General features: G+C 60.2%; 16 protein-coding genes and 1 pseudogene. 6 read left to right on the forward strand and 11 right to left on the reverse strand.

The genetic code is table 11. The features are described 5' to 3' along the window. The first annotated feature begins 962 nt into the window (after nucleotides 1-962). Nucleotides 963-1,217: a hypothetical protein gene (locus CJ178_RS30405; protein WP_095888799.1), complete on the forward strand. Its 255-nt coding sequence runs from the start codon at nucleotides 963-965 to the stop codon at nucleotides 1,215-1,217. Nucleotides 1,218-1,836: 619 nt separating this feature from the next. Here the strand turns inward: CJ178_RS30405 and CJ178_RS32970 are convergent. Further along, nucleotides 1,837-2,487 carry a hypothetical protein gene (locus CJ178_RS32970; RefSeq protein ID WP_179300882.1) on the reverse strand — a complete coding sequence of 217 codons (651 nt, stop codon included), beginning with the start codon at nucleotides 2,485-2,487 and terminating at the stop codon, nucleotides 1,837-1,839. A 418-nt stretch (nucleotides 2,488-2,905) separates the two neighbouring features. Between CJ178_RS32970 and CJ178_RS30420 the strand changes: the two genes are divergently transcribed. The 3 genes from CJ178_RS30420 to CJ178_RS30430 all read left to right on the forward strand — a co-directional run bounded on the left by CJ178_RS30420 (nucleotide 2,906) and on the right by CJ178_RS30430 (nucleotide 6,912). Continuing rightward, the gene (locus CJ178_RS30420) at nucleotides 2,906-4,783 is read left to right on the forward strand and encodes a DUF2075 domain-containing protein (RefSeq protein WP_095888801.1); all 1,878 of its coding nucleotides are present in this window, start codon (nucleotides 2,906-2,908) and stop codon (nucleotides 4,781-4,783) included. Nucleotides 4,784-4,890: 107 nt separating this feature from the next. Next, entirely contained in the window at nucleotides 4,891-5,754 is an 864-nt protein-coding gene (locus tag CJ178_RS30425) for an HNH endonuclease (protein WP_143547565.1), read from the forward strand. 339 nt (nucleotides 5,755-6,093) lie between these two features. Further along, on the forward strand, nucleotides 6,094-6,912 hold the full coding sequence (locus tag CJ178_RS30430; protein ID WP_179300883.1) for an HNH endonuclease: 819 nt from the start codon (nucleotides 6,094-6,096) through the stop codon (nucleotides 6,910-6,912). A 428-nt stretch (nucleotides 6,913-7,340) separates the two neighbouring features. On the opposite strand, the pseudogene CJ178_RS30435 reads toward CJ178_RS30430, so the two are convergent. The 6 genes and pseudogenes from CJ178_RS30435 to CJ178_RS30465 form a co-directional block, all read right to left on the reverse strand. Further along, a pseudogene (locus CJ178_RS30435) lies at nucleotides 7,341-7,559 on the reverse strand (helix-turn-helix domain-containing protein); the annotation flags it as partial. Nucleotides 7,560-7,726: 167 nt separating this feature from the next. After that, nucleotides 7,727-8,008, reverse strand: coding sequence for a type II toxin-antitoxin system RelE family toxin (locus CJ178_RS30440; RefSeq protein ID WP_257013590.1), 282 nt, complete (start codon nucleotides 8,006-8,008; stop codon nucleotides 7,727-7,729). After that, nucleotides 8,005-8,280 (reverse strand): type II toxin-antitoxin system Phd/YefM family antitoxin, encoded by a 276-nt coding sequence (locus CJ178_RS30445; protein WP_373557497.1) that lies wholly within the window; start codon nucleotides 8,278-8,280, stop codon nucleotides 8,005-8,007. Before CJ178_RS30445 ends, CJ178_RS30440 begins: the two co-directional genes overlap by 4 nt. Nucleotides 8,281-8,446: 166 nt before the next feature. Next, nucleotides 8,447-9,736 carry a Vps62-related protein gene (locus tag CJ178_RS30450; RefSeq protein ID WP_095888805.1) on the reverse strand — a complete coding sequence of 430 codons (1,290 nt, stop codon included), beginning with the start codon at nucleotides 9,734-9,736 and terminating at the stop codon, nucleotides 8,447-8,449. 584 nt (nucleotides 9,737-10,320) lie between these two features. Then, nucleotides 10,321-10,965, reverse strand: a complete 645-nt coding sequence (locus CJ178_RS30460) for an RES family NAD+ phosphorylase (RefSeq protein ID WP_095888807.1) — start codon at nucleotides 10,963-10,965, stop codon at nucleotides 10,321-10,323. Beyond that, nucleotides 10,966-11,595 (reverse strand): helix-turn-helix domain-containing protein, encoded by a 630-nt coding sequence (locus CJ178_RS30465; RefSeq protein WP_095889102.1) that lies wholly within the window; start codon nucleotides 11,593-11,595, stop codon nucleotides 10,966-10,968. A 1,081-nt stretch (nucleotides 11,596-12,676) separates the two neighbouring features. Here CJ178_RS30465 and CJ178_RS30470 point away from each other — a divergent pair. Next, on the forward strand, nucleotides 12,677-13,423 hold the full coding sequence (locus CJ178_RS30470; RefSeq protein ID WP_143547566.1) for an MptD family putative ECF transporter S component: 747 nt from the start codon (nucleotides 12,677-12,679) through the stop codon (nucleotides 13,421-13,423). Nucleotides 13,424-14,493: 1,070 nt separating this feature from the next. Here the strand turns inward: CJ178_RS30470 and CJ178_RS30480 are convergent. Further along, entirely contained in the window at nucleotides 14,494-14,913 is a 420-nt protein-coding gene (locus CJ178_RS30480) for a hypothetical protein (protein WP_095888810.1), read from the reverse strand. A gap of 387 nt (nucleotides 14,914-15,300) precedes the next feature. Here CJ178_RS30480 and CJ178_RS32975 point away from each other — a divergent pair, with 387 nt between their 5' ends. Beyond that, on the forward strand, nucleotides 15,301-15,444 hold the full coding sequence (locus CJ178_RS32975) for a hypothetical protein (protein WP_179300884.1): 144 nt from the start codon (nucleotides 15,301-15,303) through the stop codon (nucleotides 15,442-15,444). 185 nt (nucleotides 15,445-15,629) lie between these two features. Here CJ178_RS32975 and CJ178_RS30485 read toward each other — a convergent pair whose 3' ends face one another. The 3 genes from CJ178_RS30485 to CJ178_RS30500 all read right to left on the reverse strand — a co-directional run bounded on the left by CJ178_RS30485 (nucleotide 15,630) and on the right by CJ178_RS30500 (nucleotide 18,160). Next, nucleotides 15,630-15,989 (reverse strand): histone-like nucleoid-structuring protein Lsr2, encoded by a 360-nt coding sequence (locus tag CJ178_RS30485; protein WP_095888811.1) that lies wholly within the window; start codon nucleotides 15,987-15,989, stop codon nucleotides 15,630-15,632. 118 nt (nucleotides 15,990-16,107) lie between these two features. Continuing rightward, on the reverse strand, nucleotides 16,108-17,247 hold the full coding sequence (locus CJ178_RS33465; protein WP_257013594.1) for a hypothetical protein: 1,140 nt from the start codon (nucleotides 17,245-17,247) through the stop codon (nucleotides 16,108-16,110). Next, nucleotides 17,240-18,160, reverse strand: coding sequence for an N-formylglutamate amidohydrolase (locus tag CJ178_RS30500; protein ID WP_095888813.1), 921 nt, complete (start codon nucleotides 18,158-18,160; stop codon nucleotides 17,240-17,242). The genes CJ178_RS33465 and CJ178_RS30500 overlap by 8 nt, the downstream gene beginning before the upstream one ends. Between the last annotated feature and the right edge of the window lie 264 nt (nucleotides 18,161-18,424).

Consider the following 18,424-nt stretch of genomic DNA (forward strand, 5'->3'; position numbering starts at 1 on the left):
CCGAACGCGTTGCAGAATTCCCTGACAACTGCCGCTGATTGCCCGCTACCGTTCAAGAACAGTCGTAGGACTCCACTGCAACGACTCGATCAAGCGGTCTTCGAATGTCAGCCCCAAAAACCGACCGTGAACGGGACTTGTGTACTGAGCCCACCGAGAAGGATGCCGTGTTCCTGGGCCCACGTGCATAACTCCAGTATGTCCAGCCTCGGATAAACCGCGAAGTGCTGAATTCACAACATCAGCCCAGTGCCGGACTCGCCAACCTGATGGCGCGTTTGTGCCCCAGGCCGCAACGGCGATCGACGACTGAGACGCTGCGCTTCGAACTCTGCACCCGAGGTTTTCAATATCGACGGCGCCAGTGAGATAGCCAAGGTCCTCGGACGAGCGGGTTCGCACTTCAATTAAATTGCAGATCGTAATTTCTGTCGCTCCGACCCCTTTTCGAAGCGTTTCGAGGTTCTGCCAAGACCTCGTCAGCGCCGTCTCCCGCAATGGCGGGTTGCACAGCACCGCAACAATTTGAGCATCCTTACACCGGCCTACGAGATCATCCACCGGTCCATCTTTCCCCAATGTTGTGCCAACCCGTCATCGACACACACTCGCCCAGGGTTATGCCACTCCCACAGACGGAGGTGACTCTGACCGCAAGGCCAGCAACAAACCCGGAACGAACCGCACGCACGCAGCAGAGCACTTCACGAAGCCGTTGTCCGTCGATACCGGATGCACCGAATGCCCCGACGCGCGTATGGACGACTAGTTGCCACCGGAGGGAACCAGCCAGGATCGTCCGGTATGTACCGCGTCTCTGGTGGCGCAAGAATATCTTGATCCGCACGGCTTCTATCCGCAAGAGCCATCGACTTATCTGAGGACGATGACGATCAGGTTTACACGCATGCCGGGGCAGCCCATGCCCGAATTTGCCGACCGTGGCGCACTCGAATGGTTCGATGGCCCTGGAGTCAGCATGCGCCACGCCTTCCATCAGGACTGTCATCTCGTCGTTGTCACCCATCACGGCCGGTGCGAGAGGAGCCGGATTCGGTGATCCTCGAACGAACAAGGTGGTCGAAGACGCTGCTGTCGGCACCGCCACCGACCACTACACAAACCTTGGCTACGACGTCGAAGATGTCGGCGCACGCAACCTCGGCTGGGGCCTTACTTGTATCCACGTTTCCGGAGACATCCGCGAGTGGAGGTGAAAGGTGTTTCAGGGCCCACCCCGTCTATTCTGCTGACCAGAAATGAGGTCCGTTCTGCCTACGAGGACGAGACCTGGGAGCTCGCGGTGGTGACTCGAGCTCTGACGAAACCGACGCTCGCGGTGTATCTAACCAGCGAAGTTCTGGAGCACGCAGAGAGCTTCGTCTATCAAGTCGACTTGTAGGTGGCGGCCACCAAAAGAAGGTGTGGCAACCGATTGACGACGCACGTAGCTCGATGCCTGCGAACAGAAATCAGTGTCCACGGCGGGCAGTCGAATTATCCTCCCCGAGTTCATATTTAAGGTACCCGGCTAGACAAGTCACCAGTGCCTGACAATCGACGGTCGTGGTTGGTCATCGCGGCTCACTTTGCGCGAACCAACTACCAACGATCACTTTCCACGACATCTGACGACGCTCTTGCCGCGGAAAGAAACCCACTCAACTGTCTTAGCGAGACAGAGACCTCCTACGAAGTGCACCGCGTGGCAGGACACGGGCGGACGAGGCGTGCAGCAGGTCATTCCGAGGACCATGCCCTCCTACCTGGATTGCAGAGCGACATCGGATCAACGCTCGAAACTACGATCACGAGACCGGACTTCTGAATTACGTACTACGGCAGGGTATGAGGTTTGATGTCCTCGCTCGACCCCATCTGCAATTCCGTGTACTTACGGCTCGACCCCCGACTGAGGTCGACAGGGTACCGCTGCTCGTTCGCTGCAAGCTTGGCGCTGGCTGCGTCAAGAACGTCGACACCGATGACCTTGGCAAGGCCTATCAATGATGTTGCAACGGAGCGCAACCGGCGCGCCAACTCCACCTCGGCCATTCGCGACGGCAACGCTGTGTGTGTCGATTCTTCCCATTGGAAGACTTCGAGAACGAGGCCTGTCGATCCATTCAGTCTGCACACCGCTTGAGCAAGGGAAGCTGGAGTTCCGGAAATCGGGCACGATTCCGAAGTCTCGGTGCGGGACAGAGCGAGGCTGAATGCTTCGGCCGGATCGAGGGACAAGACATCGTAGAGTCGCAGCAGATAGAGCGCGACGTCGCCCACTTCGTTCCGCAACCGTGTGTGGGCGACACTCGTGAGCTCGATAATGTCGGTGCCGGCTTCGAAGAGTGGATCGATTTCGAGACAGAGCTCTCCGACTTCCCCACCCAACGCCATCGCCAGATTCTTTGGTGAGTGAAACTGTTCCCAGTCCCGAGCCATCGCAAAGTCACGCTGCGCTGAGATCAAATCGTCGAGAGTGCTCACGACGTGCCACTGTACTTCGGTCGGTTCTCAGCGCAGCCATCATTGTGGTGGACGCGGTGATCCGTTCGACGGCCGCGACACGGAAGCACACGTCATTCGTAGCTTCCGAGGAGCCATTGTGCTCGTTTCGGAACGGAAACACGACACGCTAAGCCGGCCGCAGACATCGCACACCGGCTATCTTCCATGATCGTTGCACTCGGGCAGAGACGAACTGGGAGCGACCCAGTACAGGCGGCCGCAGTGGCATAGGTCCTACATAAGGTGTGTACCCCGCGGGTAGCCCCGGTGACTGAAGAACAGCCAGGGCATTCGACTAGATTGTTCGATGCGGCCCGACGGACTTCCGCTGTGATTCACAGCTACGGACATGCCCCCACCCGCACGACTGGATTCGTGCTGCCTTGGGGACCTGACCGTGACGTTGTTTCGTACTACCGCCGACAAGATTGTCGGCATGCCTCACCCTGAGTTGCTGGCTGAGCAACTGCAGGACGCGATGCGTTGTCGTACCGACCACGGTGTAAGCGAAACGGAACTGAAGTCTTGGAGTGCTGGCCTCCCTGGGTTCGCACGCGAACTGGCCGATGCCGGTCTCGGTGGGGTCGACATGCTCGTCGAGTATCAACTCCCGTTGACGTCGCAGCGCGCTGACGTCGTACTCGCAGGGACCCATCCTGATACCGGCGCACCATCGTATGTCGTGTTCGAGCTCAAAGGGTGGTCGGCCGCGCACAAGTATGAAGACAGCACTGATCTCGTGGAGACTCCCGAGCTTCCCGGTAGACCTAGGTTGCACCCTCGAACTCAAGTGCAGAGTTACTGCGACTATCTCGCCGATTTCGCGACTGCCCTCGCTGATCAGCCGGACCCGGTAGCCGGAATCGCCTACCTGCACAACGTGACCGACCCCGGAGCCGTCACCGAGCTGCGTTCATCATCGACTGGGCACACCGCCCGCCTGTTCACCGCCGCAGATCGCGACGACATGCTTACCTTCCTCCGAACACGTCTGAACCCAAACAGCGGAACCGATGCGGGCGATGCACTTCTGCATTCCCCGACCTCGCCGTCACAGCAGCTCCTCGCCGTTGCCGCTGCTGAACTACGCGAGCGATCGCAGTTCCATCTCCTCGGCGAGCAACAATTGGCAGTGGACCTGGTCCTTCATGCCGTCGAACATGCCCGTGGCCTCGACACCAAGCGAATCATCGTCGTCACCGGCGGTCCTGGCAGCGGTAAGAGTGCCATCGCCCTGTCCCTCGTCGGCGAGCTCGCCCGGAGCGGCAGCACTGTCCTCCATGCCACCGGCTCACGCTCGTTCACCCAGACCCTGCGGAAAGTGGCCGGCGCCCGCGCTCCCCGCGTGCAGAAGATGTTCAAGTACTTCAACCAATTCATGACAGCTGAACGCAACGGCCTCGACGTTCTCATCCTCGACGAGGCCCATCGGATCCGCGAAACGTCCGTCGACCGCTACACCAAAGCCGAACTGAGAACCAACCGCCCTCAGATCGATGAATTGATTTCCGCCGCAAGGGTTCCCGTATTCCTGCTCGACGAACATCAAGTGGTCCGGCCAGGCGAGATGGGCTCCCTCGAACAGATTCGGCGCCACGCCAGGACTTTGGGACTTGAGACGCAGCACGTCCATCTGGGAGAACAGTTTCGCTGCGGCGGCAGTGAGGAATACGTGCAGTGGGTCAAACGCCTCCTGCATCTCGGCGACGAGAAACCCTGCCAGTGGACGGGCGATTCACGCTTCACCGTCCGAATCGCTGACACCCCACAAGAACTCGAGAACCTCCTCTCCCTACAACGAGAGCAGGGATACTCTGCGCGCATGACAGCCGGATACTGCTGGCCGTGGAGTAACCCGCGCAAGGACGGTGCACTCGTCCCCGACATCCACATCGAAAACTGGTCCAAACCGTGGAATAGCAAAAGCGACAGGCGAATAGGTGATGCTCCCCCAGCACCGCTTTGGGCGACAGAAAACGGTGGATTCGAACAGGTCGGATGCATCTACACAGCCCAGGGATTCGAATTCGACTGGAACGGCGTCATCATCGGCCCTGACCTCGTGTGGCGCGACGGCAAGTTCACAACCGTCCGCACGGCGAACCAGGACCCGGACCTCCGTAACTCCACGAAAATCAGCGATGCGCGGTTCGACAAGCTGGTCCGCAACGTCTACAAGGTGCTGCTCACCCGCGGAATGATCGGCACAGTCATCTACTCCACCGACGAAGAGACAAGGAACGCCCTGCACAACTTGGTAAACGAAAACTACTGAACCACTAAATAACTGAATAACCACACGACACATACGAGCACGGCCCGACAGGCTTCCGCTGCAGGACACGCCTCCACCCGATGCGAAACGGGATAGGCGCATGAGCGTTGACTGCATGGGTACTGGTCATATCGAAGGACTACCCAGACCACTGGGACTTCGCGCAACAAGACGGATTTTGGGACACCAGACCACGAACCAAAATCGAACCAGGCGATGACATCTTCTTCTGGATGTCCGAAACCGGCCTCATCGGATGGGCCCGCGCCACATCCGCAACGTTCGAACTAAACGCCACCCATCCGCCAGCACACTGGCACGACGTCGCCACCGGCAACTACCGGTGGCGATTCACACTGCAAACACAAAGCTCAACGCCGCTGCAGACCCCCCGATGGAAAGAACTGGCCGCCGCAACGGGCATCACCGTCCCCGCGAGCAACGGACGCATCGAAGTGAAAGACCCCGCCGGACAAACGTACCTACGCGCTCTGTTCGAGCAACTCCCCGAACCCGATCAACCCCTGCCCGGTGATCCACGCACCTACCAGCCCGGCGACGACCTCCGCACATTCGCACAACGCGACGTCGCGCAGCGACGAGGACAAGCACAATTCCGAGACTCCTTGATCGACGCCTACAACGGCAGCTGCGCCATCACCGGATCCACAGTGCTCACCGTCCTGGAAGCCGCACACATCGACCGCTATCACGGCGACCACACCAACCACGTCAACAACGGATTGCTCCTTCGCTCCGACCTCCACACCCTGTTCGACTTTCAACGCATCACCGTCGACGAAAATCTCCATGTCCGAGTAACGCCAGCACTACTGGAAACCGAATACGGCAGCCATAACGGTGTGCCGTTGAAACTGCCTGCAAACCCGAACCATCACCCCGATCGTGACGCACTGCGCCGCCATCGCGAAAGTTGCAGTTGGGCCGTTCCCGAACCAACCAAGAACTGACCCCCACACCGACGCCGGCGAGTTCGGGTGAGGCAGCGATCATTGTTTGTTGTTCTCGTCGCCCGAATCCGCTCCCCCGGAGGGACTCCCAAGAAAGCGTGGGCGTCACCTCTGAATTCCAGGGCGTTTCATTCCCGAAACCGCCGGGGCATGCCGTCGATGTCAGACTTCACCCGTACAGTCGTCGCAGATTGAGATCGATCCAGAAAGACTAGGGGCGCAGGGATGGGCGAAGCGCGGGCGTGGGTATTGACCTCAGCAGTCGAAGGCGAGCGGAGCTGGCACGGGAACGATGGCTACGCCGACGTACTGGGAGTCCGGTATCTGTACGACAACGACGTGGCGTACTACAAGCAAGCGTCAGTCGGCGACCTAGTCATCGTTCGGGAGTCGAAAACTGTATTCGGCGTATCCAGGATTGACACAATTGAACACGCACCGGGCGAGAAGCTCCGCCGTCGCTGCCCCGTCTGCGGAAATGCCAGCGCGGAGTTACGAAAAAGAACCAACGGCTACGCCTGCGGCAATCGGCGATGCAGCGCCCGTGCAATCGAGCCTGTCGAGCGATACGAACCTGTCGAGAAGTATGTCGCGAGTTACGGAATAGGCTGGCGGGCGCTCGATGGTGCAATCTCGTATGCAGATCTCGAACCTCATCTAACCGGCGCTTCGCAACACTCGATTCGGCCGTGTGACATCAAGGAGTTAGAAAAGCTCCTTGACGATCTCGGTGTATCCGTTCCGCCCGCGCAGGCCGGTGAACTCGATGTCAAAATCCCTGGTGGCAGGCGCGACAGTCGAACGAAAGCCCGCAACGGACAGAATGAATTTCGGAAGGCTCTGTTGCAGAAGTATGGACTGCACTGCGCAGTCACCGGCCCCTGCCCCGCAGAGGCTCTCCAAGCAGCACACCTACGCCCGTTCGCCGAGCACGAAACACACAGTGTCAGTGAGGGAATGCTGCTGAGGTCCGATATCCACCAGCTGTTCGACGCCGGCCTGATTGCAATCAATCCGATAACTATGACGGTCGCAGTCGCCCCTACCCTTGCCCAATACACCGATTACATGAAGCTTGAAGGCGCAAAAGTGGGAATGAACTCGATAGACGTAGAGCTCCTCCAGCAGCACCATGCCGAAGTATCTGCTCTGTGGTGAGAGTTCGCCTCGGTTGGGCCTAGCGCGTTGTGACAGGATGCGAAAACTGCCTTGGGAGCAAGCCGTCGGGAGTTGCTCACTACTGGAGTCGATATGGATGCAGATCTGGTCCCACCGCGGACTACGGGCGCACGGCATTCGAGGCGATCGATGCACAACTTGACGCGCTGTTAGCAGAGCGCCCCCACAGACTAGCGAAGAAAAAGCATCGACTGGCTCGTCGAGCGGTTCAGCACGACGCTGTCCAGCGATAGCCGCAAGATGCCAGACCTCTCGTTCCTGACAGCCCTACAGCTGGTTTCCGATCCCGAACATGTTGAGGCACAGTCAGTACAACTTCTGCTCAATCACCTGCCGCACACGACCCGAGTCGAACTACTGCAATCCATGGTGCAGGCACTCATTGGCGAATACAGGAACGGCCCTACCTCTGCTGCTGTGGCGGCCGGGTGAGTGTGTGGCGTGCTGGATCGGTCCTGTAAGCCCAGGTCACCGCACTTGCGATACCGGTTGACCCATGTGGAGGCGCATTGGCGGGAGATCCCCATCTCGGCGGCGACGTGGGCAATCAGACGACTCTGACACCGCTCGACGAGTCGTCGTGTTGGCGCCGGCGAGGAGGGCGTCGATGCGGGTGATCTGCGCAGCAGGCGATGTCGGAGACATCGCCTGCCGACCCCTCAGCAAAAAACGACGTCTCGAACCCCTCGAGTTCGTGGGGTTCGTGACCTCGTTATATGGCAGTTCGTGGAACTACTTCCTCAACCTCGAAGGGGACATGTCATCCACACGTCACAGGGCTGTTTTGGTCGGCTCAGGTGCGGTAGGCATCGGCGCGGTGCGAAATCGCGGTAACCGTGACCCGACGGGATCGCTCATCGATCAGATACAGCACCCGGTACGAGCCGCGACGAGCCGAGTAAGCCGGCACCAGCGGCGGCGAGAGCGCCTTGCCGACCCTGTGGGGGTTCTCGAGCAGCGGCCCGGTGATGAACTCGTACACCGCGGCGGCGACCTTCTCGAGAAAGGTTTGCTTGAGGGAGCGGGCGGCAGAGCGGGCCACCGCCAGAGTGTAAGGCACGTCGGAAGTGCTCACTCCCGAATCTTGCCCAGGAAATCGGCAAGACCTGCAGCGTCGAGGGTGTCACCGGCCTCGACGTCGGCGATGCCGGCCAGATGATCCGCCAGCAGCGATTCATCGGCCAGCACGGCGATCGTCTCGCGCAGCGCGTCGTAATCGTCGGCACCGAGCAGCACCGCCGCACGGTGCCCGTTGCGGGTGATCTCGAACCGTTCATGTGTGCGCTCGGCCTCGTCGACGAGGCGGGATAGTTGCGCCCTGGCATCAGCGACCGGAAGAGTTGCCATGTACACAATTCTAGCGCATATGCCCGGACAAGGCATTGCCGAACCGAGTGCGCGCTCAGGAATCTGCCGCACAGCGCCGAGCGCCATCCATACGGACAACCCCGCCCCCTCCCCGAGCCAGGACAGATGAGGGACTCCGTCAAACCGAGGGCACATCAGGCGTCGATCAGGCTTGGATCGACATTCGGATGTCTCGGAAGCCGTAGGGCGTCTGCATCTTCGATCCGTCGCCGCGGAAGACGGCAACCTGCAGCATAAGTTGCCAGAAGCCGATCTGTTGCGCCGAGGGGAGCGTGATCGTCGTGATTACCTCCACCTCCGTATCGACCCCGGCCGTTGTCTGCGTCTCCATCGAGAAGGTCTCTGTGTATTTGGTCGAAACGCTGGCGGACAAACCTTCAAACTCCAGTCCGAAATCTGCTGAGATTTCCATGGAGGTCGACTGGGAGAAGGTCTGCGAGTTGGATTCGGAGGTGCCCAGCATCCGGCGGATATCGTAGCTCCCACCGGCCGGCGAAGGGATATTCTCGATCGACTGCCAATAGGGTTCTGCGACAACGAAATAGAAGGGGGAATTGTCCGGCCTGTCGGGGAAGCTGGAGTCATTGGCGACGGCCATCCAGGGGACGACGGCCACAGCACTAACACCTGCGTTCAACTTCGTTCCTGTCGGCTCCGGCGTATTCGGATCGGGTAACTGTGCGTCCAGTTCGAGCGTAACTGCCGGCTGTTTCAGCAGCAGCGCATAGTTGGGTATCGAACCATCTTCCGGATCAGGCAGGAAGGTCTGAGGAATGACCAACATCTCGGCATGGTCGAGTCCGGACTGCGCAGTCGCAGTCATCACTGACGAGTAGAGGCTCCCACTGTGGGACGTCCAATATTGTTTGGCGGATGACCAGGTCAGCTGGCGGTCGACGAGTCGAACAAGGTCCGCCCGGACGCACCAATAGGCAGTTGGATCGGGATGACTTCCGTTCTGCCCCCAACAAAGTCCCATCGCTACATACCCCGTCGGCGCGACTGGAACAAAGTAGGCAATATTGTTGGGGTTTTCCGAGTGCTTGTCGTCGGCAATCCAAGAGAAGCCTGTTGGCTGCGCTAGAACCGTTGGATCGCTTGTATTAGGCGCGAACAGGAGTGTTCCGGGCGGCGCGACCTGTCCGTCCGTCTTGCCGTTGGCGAACGGCAAGGCTGTTGTCATGATGTCACCGAGGGGGCGATAGGCACCGGGCACCTTCGACGACTGGCACTGGAAGAAGGTCGCGTTTGGCGGAATTTGAAGATGCGTCAAGGCCGACGTCCAGATTGACCGGAAACGGCCGGAATTCTTCTTGTCTACCTGTACCATCATCGGCCCGAAATCGATTCCTGGCGCGGTGTTGGCTTTCTGTATTTCCGCGCGAACGGCGGCAGATGCGGCATCGTCAAATGCGCTATTGGTCTCGATATTCATGATTTCCCCTCGACGGAATTGTGAAACCCTACAGTTTGATATCCCAGATCGACTGAATTCGATTGCTGGGTAACAGCTTCGAAACGATCAGGTCGATGCCGCCGTCGTTTGTAAGTGACCACAGTGGTGCGTCACCCGGTCGCGAGAACGAAGTCCCTGCGGACACCGATCCAGCGCTGAGGGCCTTCACCACGGTCACGGCTCGCGGTAGCTTGGCTGCCCAGCGGCATGAACGTACTGTCGGCGCGCGCGGAAGGTAATCGGTGGCCGTAACCGCCACGGCAATGGAGAGCGGTCCGATAAAAGTGTGGAAATGTCATCGTCATCCGGGCCCGCCACCAGTGTGGGTGTGGCGGATGGAGAACTGTCACGAATGTGTACGCCCTTCCAGTTCGACCGCGCGCGTACGGAATGTGCAGGGGCCACGGGCAGGCACCCACCAGACGGAAGATATATGACAAATCGTTTATACGTAACAGTTTCCGTGTGGCCATTTGAGGACACCGCTATCCAATGGACACTATCGCCCCACGTTTGGCGGGGCCCCGTACGGTCCATGCCCTCGACGCGCCGAAGCGGACGCCTCAGATGATCGTGTAGCCGAGTTCATGCGCCGCGGTGTAGATGCGGTCGGCCAACGCCGGATGACTCAACGGCTGCGAGAACTCCGGAAGAGCAGGGAATGCGTCGGTAGCGCGTTCGAACAACTCCATGCACACGGTGCCGGCGTACCGGCCCCGGTAGATGATTCCATCCAGATTGTCATGGGCGCGGTGAATTGTCCTGGCCCAATGCTGGGTTCGGCGGTGCGCTGCCGAATCGAGCGCATGGTTCCCGCCGACACGGGTTGCCCACACGCCGGTACCGATTCCGGACACATCGAGCAGGCGCAGTGACCTCACGAGCTTTACGCCTGTCAGGAACGGTTCGCAGTGCCGCCTGTCAATGGTGCGTGAGGATTGGAATGCTTCGGCCAGAGCACCACGGGGATTGCTTGCGCCGTACCAAATTCCGTATCTCGCCCGATCGGCCGGAGGGAGCGGATGATGATCGAACCGAAGGACCGGCCCGAAGGTGCGAAGTCCGTTCCAGGCAAGGACGTGGGGGCCGGTGGTGCGGTGCACCCGCCAAATCACGTCGCCGGGTTTCCACTCGATCACCTCGTCGGGAAGAATTCCCGCATCGCGGAGGTCCTCGATCGACGGCGGCGCAGGTAACATCGACGCCATCTATGCGGATTCCCACTGCGCCGAGGTGATCACATCGACGGCCTGGCTGATGTCGTCATCGGTTCCAGCGCACCCGGACAGCCACGCCACGATCGACACCGGATCTCCCTCGACGATCAACGACTGCTGTGGCGTAGTGAGCAACGCCTGCACAGACAACGGATGTATGTCGCCCTCGAGCAGCGGAAGGATCCGGTCGAGGTGCGGTACCTGACCGATAGAGGTGAACTGGGCGGGCGGAAGCAACCGGTTTCGGCCAGAGGCGAACGCCCACAGCTTGTGTTCGGCGAGGAGTTGGCGGATCCGCGCCGGCGTGACGCCGAGCCGCTCGGCGGCGTCCGGGATGGAGAAGGATTCGTGCACCAAGTTCTGCATGCGAATATCGCGATCGACCCGCGCCGACGCCGCCGCCACCGGATCAGCGACAAACCCGGCATCGTCGAGAATGTGTGCGTCGTGAGCAGAAAGTACTGGCGCGGTGGCTCTGCGTTCGGAGGCGAGGCCTTCGAGGATATGCCAGAGATGACTTCGGTCGAGGTCGGTACCGGTGACCTCTTTCAGTGCGTCTTCGAAGGGAAGGTCACCGTGCAGGAAGCGGTCTTTAGTACTGCTGGTCGCTGCGTCCGACATCTCCACACCTTTCGTTGATTTTCGCACGTAAATCAATGATAACGCACGGGAGAGGCGGACGGCCACCGATCAAGACCCGCGGCTGCCCGTGGCTACCGTGCGGACGATCGGCATCCGCCCGTTCGTAGATGCCCGTCGCGATGCCATCACTTGTCGGGATGTGCATGAACCTGTAGCTCCAGCTCAACAATCGGCTCATCATCTCTATCGGTGTGAATCTGGCCGGCTGCTCGTTCGCTAAGACGAGGTCTGTGTCTGTGGTCTGCGTCGGCGAGTGCGGCGTGTCAGGACCACCAAGTGGGGTTGCGGAGGTAACCCATCATCCAGATCACCCATGGTCGGTACTTTCGGCTCGACCCTCACAGTGAGAACATCGGCGGTAATGGACCCGACCGAAACAAGATTTGACTTCGATTGGCTGCGCGGTGGTTCCGCGGTCGTACAACAGAGCGCCCTGAGGTACCTGCACCGATTTTCCGGGTTGTGGCCAGTGTGAACACTCCGAGAATGGCCGTGACCAGTCCGGTGGCCGCGCAGGCAGCATCGATCGCCGGCGTCCATGCACCTGTGGGCGACACAGCGGACAACTGTTACCGCCATGGTGGCCGCGCGAAGAGGGTCAGCGTGACAAGGACATTCACCGGTAGTGGAGAGCCATACGCAGTGGGCGATGATCGCCCGCGGAAAACTGGAACCCCTTGTATATAACGACACCCGCAGATCATCCAGATCCGGTATTTTCAACAATCTGACAGTGCCCCGATAAGGATTCACCGCTGTGTGGACATTGTTCGCATCCACGTGCTTTTTCGTATTTGTCACTGATGTCTGCTTATATCTGAGAAGCACTTCGAACATCCACCTCGAAAATGAGTCCATTTCGGAAATGGATAACCCGCAAGGCGGATGCACCACACACTCGAATTAGCCAAGCAACAACCCTCTACGCGCGGGCGGAAATTCGCCACGCGACAGGCACATCACTCTGATGGAGGACACGACTATGACCATGCCGCCGCCCGGACCCCCCATGGGCCCGCCCCCCGGTTATGCCCCTTACCCCCCAATGCCCGAGCAGCCGGTGAAACAGAAGAACACCATCGGCTTGATCGCCGTCATCACCGCAGCACTCGGCTTCGTCTTCGCATGCATTCCCGGCGCCCTCATCGTCGGATGGATCCTGCTCCCCATCGCCTTCATCCTCGGCATCGTCGGACTCTGCCAATCCGGCAAGGTTAAAGGCACAAGCATCGCTGCGGTCATCGTCGCGATCATTGGCACCCTCGTCGGTTTCATCGTCTTCTTCACCGTGGTCACAGATGCTGTCGACGAAGCATTCAGCGAATCAGACCTCTCGGCAGCCGAACCCAATTCCACCGGCGGGTCCGCGACGAGCGGCGAGAGCAAAAGCACCGCTGGCAGCCGGGACAACCCCCTTCCCATCGGCGCGATGGTCGCCAACGACGATTGGGACATCGTCCTCGGCACTCCACGCGAGGCCGGCAACGAGGTCAGCGCCGAAAACCAGTTCAACGATTCGCCGAAGCCCGGAATGGAATTCTGGATCGTGCCGGTCACCGCGACCTACACCGGTGATGACACCGGGACCGCCTGGATCGACCTGAGGATCAAGTTCGTCGGCTCGGACAACAAGGCGTACGGCGACAGATGCGGCGTCATCCCCGATGATCTCAGTGACGTGGACGAGGTCTACCCCGGAGGCATCGCGGAGGGAAACACTTGCGTTGCTGTTCCGGCCGGAGCCGACGGGCTATGGTCGGTATCTGCAGGGTTCACGGGTAGCCCCAGCTTCTTCACCACCAACTGACCCTGCGGTTCACATTCCACTGTGTTCGGCCCGAAGCCCCATCAGGCTCGGGCCGAACATATTTGATGTGACCGCGAACCTAGCCCGGAAACTCTCGTGCGACCTGCACAGCACACACCAGCAACCTCCTGAATCATCACCCTTTGCCCACCGCGCATCCCGACCTCGCCCCAGACCCGGCCGACCTTCGCCGACACACATACGAGGTTCTACGACGCCAACAGCCACCGATTTACCACAACAGTGGTCTCGCCTCTGGGATCGCTCTCCCGCCAGAACCCTCCGCCCAGGACTGCGCCGATGGATCGCCCCCGGCACGGCGGACAACGATCACCAGATGGAAAGAGGTAGAGGCGAGCATCCACCACGACAGCCGTCACCGCCGCAACCGCAATGGGGCGGACAACGCGCAACCAGCGGGGTAACGCTGGACGACAAGTGGCCACTGCTGGGCGCATGCACAGGCGACCGCATGGCTGCGACTGTGGACTGGTCTGGGACGAACTCCCGAACGATCGACGCCTACGCGCGTGGATTGCCGAGCATCTGCGGATGTGTGAGCGGGAGGGTGTTGAACCGAACGCCCGGCCTCCGTAGACCGAGTATCGCGCCCACCGACTCCGGCGCCGGGCTGGCGAATGCCACGACCAGGCAGCAGTTTGTGTCGGTGAGACTGTTTACGACTATCCCATAACGAAGAGCTGCGCTACTCCAATCACGTTGGCCGGTGACGATATACGCCTGATCGGCGCGGCAATGGGCATCAGCGTGGGCTCGTTGCAGACGTCGCGACATTCGCCCGGCGTTCCCGACGTTTGCGATATATCCACCTGCCTGGGCGGGATCTTGCCGACAAGTTCGGCCGCAGCATGGGGACCATATCCACGCCCAGCGCGGCGCGATGCTCGCGGCGGCAGGAACACCATGGCGATGGCGACATTGACGGATGACGAACGTATCGCATTCGACGAATTCGGCTGGCCAGAAGAAACTCTGGCTCAGCCGCGTCACTCCCGCACGCCTTCGGTAACGACCGAGAAGACCCGAAAAGCGAACCTGAAAGGTTGAAGCTAATTTCCGGTTAATTCCTCGATATTGAACCATGACGGTTGATATCCAGCTGTCGTGCACGCGGCGAGCGCCTGAGTGTATGAGGTCATGGCATCAGTCACATCATTATCGGGAGCAAATCTTTTATCAGCGGCGTCAGCAAAATGCTGCGCCTTACGATCCGCGTCTTGAATCATCTTTGTAATTGCTAGGCGGATTTCCGAACTGGCTTCGTTGATGATTTTCGATCCGTCTTCATTTTCGCCGTTCGACGCTACCATTGTTAGATCAGTTAATTGTCGAGCGAGGGTAACTGCGGTCATCGAGGAATCTTTCCCTTGAAGAAGGTCCTTGTACGTCGCATAGATACCCAGCCCCCAGCGTTCCAGGCCTTCGTCACCGATGCATACGAGCCGGTCAACTTGCGATTCGGTCGACACTTTCGCGGGTGTTGAAGTGCTCGTATTTTTCGTGCTACTCGAGGTCTCTGGTATCGCATTGGAACTTTCGGCCGAGCACGCAGTCAGCAACATACCGGCACAAGCGAGGGCTACTAGATGGCTAGACTTGATCACGGTCGTCCTTAGTGAATGGTGCTCACCAAATTGAGCATTGGTCGATTCTGATTGCAAATTCAACTGCAATCAGACTGCACAATACCGTACAGTCGCTAGTCCGCTGCCAATTACGCCGTGCAGGAAGGACCTCGATGCGTTTATGCTTCCCTGCCGCACAAAGTCGCCGTCGGCACGGGCGCAAGTTCGCAACACTCAGGGCGGGTTAGCTAAATTCCACCGCAGTTATCGGGCTCGGTCACAATCAGCTCCATGACCGATTCTGACGCTCAACGCACCCGCCCGATTGCGGTCGGTTCTCGGGTCACCGTAATCCCGACACCCGGATCACGGACCGGCGTAACCGAACCGCAGGTCGGGGTCGTGGTCGATGACTACGCCGGTACCGTCCTCTGATCTGGGTCGGGACTGGGCGCCGGTGCTGCGGTAGGCGATCGCCCCCGACGACGGCCATTTGGTCTTCGCCGCCGAGGGTGGTCTCGAGCCCGCCTGAATCCTTCCGAATCTCATCGAAGAAGATCACGGGACATTAGGGGCGCGACTAATAGGCGTCAGTGCGAGAAGATGCTGTTCACTAGCTTTCAGTGTGCGGCGTCGAACGCATCGATGACCTCGGCTTTGATCCGCCCGCGTGGGGAGACGTCGAAGCCGTTGTTGCCGGCCCAGTCGCGGATTGCTTTGAGTTGCTCGGCGGATCGGCCAGACCCCGACGCTTTGGCCGCGGTCGAGGTTTTCGTACGGGGCTTGCTGGCAAAGGAGACCTTCTCCGCGACCTTGATGTACGGGGCGAATACCGCTTCGATCTTGTCGGCATTGGTGGGGCGTAGATCGATTCGATAATCAGCTCCCTGGTAGGAGAAGGTGACTTCGTGTTCCAATCCGGTGTCGATGGGTTTTCCGTCGAGGTCGTCGATGAATTGGCGAATGAATATTTCGGCCACAGAGAATCCTTGTCGTTGTAATGCTGAATGAGTATGTCGTTCATGTTATCTGCAGTATCTGATAATTCAGGACACGCCTGATGCCCTCGGGCATGTCGTTACATAGTGCTTGCGCCCCTCATGTTTTCGACATGCCTGGCTGGTACGCCTGGGAGCGGGCGATACCTACGTCGTAGTCGTCGACGTACTCCCCCGTCCCCGGGGTGTAGATGCCACCGACGCGGTCGGGGTCATACGCCATGAACACCACGTCGGGCCGACCGCCGTTGAAGGTGCCGAACAGCTGGTAGTCCCAGCCCTCGGGTGCGTAGTCGTCGTTCCAGGCGAGCCGTGCGACAGGCACGAATCCAGCGTCCGCATACATATCCGGCAGGACGGTATCGAAACAGTCGAGTCGATGGCCTCCCAGCCGCGTGGCCTGGCGGAGCATCGACTGCACTGACCTCGGATATGCGCAGTCCTTGTGCGCGAATGCGGAGACGATTTCGTCGTCTTTGAGTGCGACGCCGGCTTTTCCGTCGTCGGTGACCAACAGTCGCATCTGCCGGTATTCGGCTTCGTCGTAGACATGGACGGAGGCGGCGTGCGGATTCTTGTGGGTGAGCTCGAGCATCTGCTGGCGATAGACGCCGGCGTCCGCGGATGCCAACTCGTAGAGCGTGGGAGCAGACAAGTTACGCGTCGCAAAGCCGGCGCGTTCCGCCTCGGGAAGAGTGTGGTCGGCGACCGGTCGAACCTGTTGTCTGTCAATCAGAAGCCGAGTGCTTGGGCTTCCTCGATCTTCGGATCCGTGTAGCGCGCCTCGATCGCCTTCCGCTGGTCCTCCGGTAGTTCCGGACTCCAGCCGTACTGCCTCCAAAAGCCCTCGCGGCGTTCCTGCGTCATCGGTTCGTCCATCGTGTTCCCCTTTCTCGTTGTCATTGTCCGCCACGCTGGTTCGTACGCGGCGCAGTGCCTCGGTTTGTTCGGCCCGCAACTGCTGCCCAGCGGCCAGACGCCGCTTCAGCTCGGCCCGGCGCTCCGGATCAGATTCGGCAGCGATCGCAGTGCGGAGTTCGTTCTGGCCGCCTGGAGTGGAGTCGTAAAGCCCGCGGGTGTCACGATATGCGGCTTCTGCCGCGACTACACGCCGGTGCAGGCGCGCTTGGCTGGGGTTTTCGTTGAGCCTGGCGCGGGCAGAATCGATGCGGGCGGCGGCGTTGTCGAGACGCTTGCGGATGTGCGGGGTGCAGCGTGGGCCGGGTTTGGGTTTACACATCGGCGGCTCGATCGCTGACTGCGTCGATCAAGGCGGCGAGATTGCGGCCGAGCTGCGCGATGCGTTCAGGGTGCGGTGCGGCTGGATCGGTCAGGTAGGTGTCGCGGCGCAGCTCGATCATCACCGAGGAGACCCGGTCGTCATGGCCGTAGTGCAGCAGTGGCACGTACGTTCCGCTGTAGGGCGTGTTCTCGGAGATCTCGCCGAGAGACGCGAAAGCGCCACGGGCGCCAGCGATCAGCCATTCCGGGGTGTGCCGAGGGTCGGTGCCGATGCACAACGGTGGCCGCGGCGCGGCGGAGTCTTCGAACGCGGACGGTTTCTCCGGATACGAGTGCAGGTCGATGACGATCGCCTGCCCGAAAGCGCTCAACCGGTCCTCGACGGCGGCGGTGACAGCGTCGGCGTAGGGACGAAAATATGCCTCGATCAGTTCCGCCCGACGGGCGTAGGGTTCGGCGCGCAGCGGCGCCCCGGAGCAGGTCCGGGTATAGACGGCGCCGCGGCCGAACGACTCAGCCGGATCGCCGTCGGGGAACCGTTCCGGGTCGATCACCAGGCGCGATAGATGGTTGATCACGATCGTGGGCCGCACGCGAACATGGGTGATGGCGGCGAGCGCGATTTCGTCAGTGGCGGTGTCGGTGGCCTCGTCCAGCTCGTCGGCGAGTTTCTCGTCGGTGAGCATCAGGTCGGCGCGGATGTCGGGCGGGATCAGGCGGGAGGAATGCGGAACATGGATGACGACCGGCGATCCTTCATCGCCTGGCAGCACCGTGAAGGCGTCCGGCACTGATCCCCCGTACGTGTTCTCGGAGCACTCTGCCTGCCGGCAGGCAGTGACACGATCGTCGGGACGCGAATTGTGCAGGCGAGCATGCTGTTCGGCGTCATCGGAGTTCGTGGAGTTCATTCTGTCGTTTCCTTATTCGGATCGGATGCCGTCGACGTGCAGGGACACAGAGGTGTGGTGCGCATCCGCCGGGCGCGTTCCAGTCGGCGGGTATCGGTGGTCGCGGTGAAGGGCTCGGCGGCGAGCGTCTGGTGGGAGTGAGATTCAGACGATGACGTCGACGCAGGGCTGTCGTGGCCGGCGCGACGCTGAAACCTTCTGGTGCGGTATCGGATTTCAGGGCCTGAACTCGTAACAGACCGCGATCGATCTCCCCGATACTCA

Origin of the sequence: Rhodococcus sp. ACPA4, from assembly GCF_002300185.1 — a bacterium.
GTDB lineage: Bacteria > Actinomycetota > Actinomycetes > Mycobacteriales > Mycobacteriaceae > Rhodococcus_F > Rhodococcus_F globerula.

Excerpts from the sequence above, each read along its gene's own strand:
- CJ178_RS30405 (WP_095888799.1), top strand. The coding sequence starts at position 963 with ATGGCCCTGGAGTCAGCATGCGCCACGCCTTCCATCAGGACTGTCATC.
- CJ178_RS30445 (WP_373557497.1), bottom strand. The coding sequence starts at position 8,280 with ATGGCAACTCTTCCGGTCGCTGATGCCAGGGCGCAACTATCCCGCCTC.
- CJ178_RS30450 (WP_095888805.1), bottom strand. The coding sequence starts at position 9,736 with ATGAATATCGAGACCAATAGCGCATTTGACGATGCCGCATCTGCCGCC.
- CJ178_RS30460 (WP_095888807.1), bottom strand. The coding sequence starts at position 10,965 with ATGGCGTCGATGTTACCTGCGCCGCCGTCGATCGAGGACCTCCGCGAT.
- CJ178_RS30465 (WP_095889102.1), bottom strand. The coding sequence starts at position 11,595 with ATGTCGGACGCAGCGACCAGCAGTACTAAAGACCGCTTCCTGCACGGT.
- CJ178_RS32975 (WP_179300884.1), top strand. The coding sequence starts at position 15,301 with ATGACCGATTCTGACGCTCAACGCACCCGCCCGATTGCGGTCGGTTCT.
- CJ178_RS33465 (WP_257013594.1), bottom strand. The coding sequence starts at position 17,247 with ATGTGTAAACCCAAACCCGGCCCACGCTGCACCCCGCACATCCGCAAG.
- CJ178_RS30500 (WP_095888813.1), bottom strand. The coding sequence starts at position 18,160 with ATGAACTCCACGAACTCCGATGACGCCGAACAGCATGCTCGCCTGCAC.